The following is a 3879-nucleotide window of genomic DNA, read 5'->3' as shown; positions in this document are numbered from 1 at the left end:
GACTCATTTGTCAATCACTTATGAAGGAAAGCTACACGGCGTGCTTTCCGCCTTGCCGGACACACAAATAGTCGCCAGCAGTGGTGGAGATGAAAGATAAACACGCCCTAGCAGCGACTGAACGCCTGTTCCAGATCATTAATCAAATCTTTGATATCTTCCAGTCCGACTGACAACCTGATCAGGCTGCCGTCCACATCAGCCTGTTTAAGTGTTTCTTCTGATAAACCAAAATGAGAGGTGTAAATCGGCTGGGTAGCAAGACTTTCTACGCCCCCCAGGCTGGGCGCTATGGCAAATACATTCAGAAGATCAACGAAACGCTCGGCCATTGCGGCGTCGCCATCAATATAAAAGCTGACCATACCGCCAAAACCGGACATTTGCTGGTGAATAAAATCATGTTTTTGATGTCCCTTTAATCCGGGATAACAGGTTTTACGGACCTTTGGATGTGTTTCCAGATAGTCAGCAACACGCTGAGCATTAAAATTATGCCGTTCTACCCTGAGTGCCAATGTAAGGAGGCTGCGGGATAGTTTGTGTGCAACTTCCGTCGAGATCGTCTGACCGAGATTTTTACGCCAATCGTTGATCGCCTCGAGTTGCACAACAGGCCCGGATAAGACTCCGGCAGTCAAATCACTGTGACCACCCAGATACTTTGTTGCACTTTGCACAGTAAAATCTGCCCCAAGCGCAATCGGGCACTGATTAACAGGCGTTGCAAACGTATTGTCTACCGCTAACAACGCATCGTATTCATGTACCAGTTTTGCTAACCGATGGATGTCTTGTAACTGTAATGTGGGATTACTCGGCGTTTCGATAAACACCAAGGCCGGTTTTTCAGCTTGCAGTAAAGCTTCTACTGCTTTCAGATCTGTTTTCTGCAGTGAGAATGTCTTGATACCCAGTGCTGGCAATTGTTTGCTTAAAAGCTGCTGAGTGCCGCCATATACATCCCCAACACAAAGAATACCCTGAGTAGAAAAATGCATAAACAGAGCGGAAATTGCTGCCATTCCGGAAGAAAATGCCAGGCTGGCTTCAGCTTTATCTAATTGAGTCAGTTTAGCTTCCAGGGCCGTGATAGTGGGATTCATCCCATAGCGACTATAAAAAGCGCCCGGTGTCTTACCCTCCATCACATCTCGCATGGCCTGCGTGCTCTCGAAAGCAAACAGGCTGGTGTCATATAGCGGGGGTTGAGGTGAACCTTGATCATTATGATAGGAATCACTGTGTATGCACTCAGTCATTGTCAGCTTTGATTTCATGCCGATATCTCCTTGGTAAACACAAGTTTTTTGCCAAAAATCTGATAGTTAGCATCCAGTATCAATGAATTATATGTACTGAACAAAAAAATCCGGCCGAAGCCGGATTTTTTAGAAGTGCAATAAGGCGAACTAACCCTATTTCACATCAAACTCAGGATTTGTTGTCAGTAACTGGATCAACATCCGGCTCAATGTCCCAATAAACTTTATCAAGACCTTCCGCCTGTGCATCATCCGATACATCCAAACCAGTGGTATGCTTCAGAACAAAGGACAATACCAAAGCGGTAATAATACCGAAGCCAAGACTGACCACGATGCCTACCAACTGCATTACCACGCCAATCTCACCATGCTGGAACGCATACGCACCTTCTTCAATACCGAGATAACCACCACGTGGTACACCGATATGCAATAGCCCTGTCATGATAAGACCATAGGAACCTACACCGGCAAATAATGGCAATAATTTATGTTCATCAATTTGTTTTCTTTGCAAAAACTCATAAATGACATAAGCAACAATTGGCGCACCCAGTGCGACCAAAAACATTTGCCAAGGAACATACACGTCAAAACCTGATGCACCGGCGACATAACCGGCCAATGGTCCCAGCAGTAAATAGCTGAACTTACGAGTTGAATAAGCCAGAACAGCACCCATTAAAGCACCACCAGCCCAAGCCGCACCATAGTTGTTAAAAGCAATACCCACGCTGGTATCAGCCATGGTCACACTCACTGCCAATGCACCTGGGTCAAAAAAGAACAGACATGACAGAATAATCATCGGCAGGCCGGCGAAAATTGTCATTATGCCCACTGTCAGCAGACCAAGATTTGGCGGGCGGTATTCAGATACCTTCGGATGAGCCGAGAACATGCCTGGACGAGGTCTCAGCGTACGAGAAAACACCATTGCCATACCGGCAGGGAATAGATAAACGAAACCTACACCAAAGAAGTCATGGAAGCCCAAATTAGTCAGTGGACCGACCGAACCCCAAGTAATCCAGCTCAAAATGGATGAAACAATGGTGGCGACAAAAGCAGTGATGTAATAAGCCGATGCTTTCATCCGTTCCGATACTGCAAAGTGCAGCAGAACATTGACGATACCAGCAAAACAAGCAAGGAAGAAAATAAAGATCTGGAAGTTATTCAAACCCGGAAAAACTGCCGGATCCACATTTTGCGCCATTGAATTTGAAAGTCCACCGCCGGCCCACCAGTCTTTAATGGTATCTACCAGGGTGTAATCTACCATGATGTAATATTGTGATGCCCAAAAAGCAAAACCAATCAGAAAGTAAGCCGTAAAACCGATAAAAAAACCAACCATTTTTTCTATCGTGGCATTAAAGATATTACGTCTTCGGACTCCCCCCACATCAATCAGCATTAAACCAATCACAACAAAAATAGCCCCGACGGTACCCGAGGCATACACCAGATTTTGCACAAGCATTCCCAGACTAACCTGCTCGGCAAACAAATTTGCGACTTCTGTTTCCATAAAAGTATCCCTTATTATATTTTTAGCTGCGGATGGGAATTCAACCGCAGGGGATCGAATCTATTCCCCGGTCAAAGGTGTGTCTATTAGTCAGACTAATTACTACTTAGGGGGTAATAGCCGTTGATATGGCTTACTTTTTAGCGATTTGTCATTATTTGGAGTGAAGAAATGGCTTTATTTTTTTATAAGAAAAACTAAATTGTTTTCGCAATAAAAATCCAGAAAACGTATTTTGACAATCTGCGGATCTTCTATACCTGATTTTAAACAGGTATCTTTACTAAAAACATGCCAAGTTACTGTTTATAAAAGACTATACAAACTGAGTACTACTTCAGAAGGATTGTCCCTAATCCAGTGACGTTATTTAATCGGACCGTCACTAACGAAGGAGACATTTTATGAAAATTAAAAAACAGGCTGTTAAAGACCCACAACCAACAATGGGCCTAGATGGTATTAATGCCACATTAGGTGACAGCATCGTTTCGAACAGCCAGGACAAAACACTTTGTGCCGGTTTTTTTCACCTGAACAAAACGGATAAACCACTGGTATATACCTACGATTACGAAGAAATGAAGTATGTCGCAGAAGGTGAATTCTTTATTACGGATGAATCCGGTCAGAAAGTACATGCCACTGTCGGTGACGTGCTGTTTTTTGGCAACGGTGAAACCATTACCTTTGAAACTCCAACACGCGGTGTTGGCTTCTTTGTAGGTCAGCGTAAAGCACTGTAATTTGCTAGGGCGTGTTTATCTTTCATATCCACCACTGCTGGCGACTATTTTTGTGTCCGGCAAGGCGGAAAGCACGCAGTGTAGCCTTACTACATAAGTGATTGACAACGCAGGCGGGCACAAAAATAGTCCCAGCCCCTCGGGTTGTGACTGAAAAAGCGCCACTTATGTCCACGGATGGACTGTATGCCGGCGCGCCAGGGAGGCGCACGCCGGTCTGCGTTGCTCGTCACTTATTTAGAACAACTAAAAGGCGCTCCTCGTGCCTTGATTGACGCTTTTTCAGCTCACCAAAGAGGCGGAGATGAAAGATCAACAAGTCCTAGGGAAT

Annotated in this window: 3 protein-coding genes; 1 reads left to right on the top strand and 2 read right to left on the bottom strand. The window is 44.7% G+C overall.

The window, feature by feature from the left end:
- Positions 1-107 precede the first annotated feature (107 nt).
- Entirely contained in the window at positions 108-1280 is a 1173-nt protein-coding gene (locus tag B3S93_RS11750) for a trans-sulfuration enzyme family protein (protein WP_292402370.1), read from the bottom strand.
- Positions 1281-1434: 154 nt separating this feature from the next.
- The gene (locus tag B3S93_RS11745; protein ID WP_292402367.1) at positions 1435-2802 is read right to left on the bottom strand and encodes an ammonium transporter; all 1368 of its coding nucleotides are present in this window, start codon (positions 2800-2802) and stop codon (positions 1435-1437) included.
- Between the two features lie 404 nt (positions 2803-3206).
- Between B3S93_RS11745 and B3S93_RS11740 the strand changes: the two genes are divergently transcribed.
- Entirely contained in the window at positions 3207-3548 is a 342-nt protein-coding gene (locus B3S93_RS11740; protein ID WP_292402364.1) for a cupin domain-containing protein, read from the top strand.
- The last annotated feature ends 331 nt before the right edge of the window (positions 3549-3879 follow it).

Source organism: Methylophaga sp. UBA3613, from assembly GCF_002375415.1.
Classification (GTDB): domain Bacteria; phylum Pseudomonadota; class Gammaproteobacteria; order Nitrosococcales; family Methylophagaceae; genus Methylophaga.
The sequence above is the reverse complement of the archived record's forward strand: the minus strand, read 5'-3'. Positions and strand labels throughout refer to the sequence as shown.

What these genes read in the sequence shown, in the direction of transcription:
- B3S93_RS11750 (WP_292402370.1), bottom strand. Translation starts at nt 1,280, where the DNA reads ATGAAATCAAAGCTGACAATGACTGAGTGCATACACAGTGATTCCTAT.
- B3S93_RS11745 (WP_292402367.1), bottom strand. Translation starts at nt 2,802, where the DNA reads ATGGAAACAGAAGTCGCAAATTTGTTTGCCGAGCAGGTTAGTCTGGGA.
- B3S93_RS11740 (WP_292402364.1), top strand. Translation starts at nt 3,207, where the DNA reads ATGAAAATTAAAAAACAGGCTGTTAAAGACCCACAACCAACAATGGGC.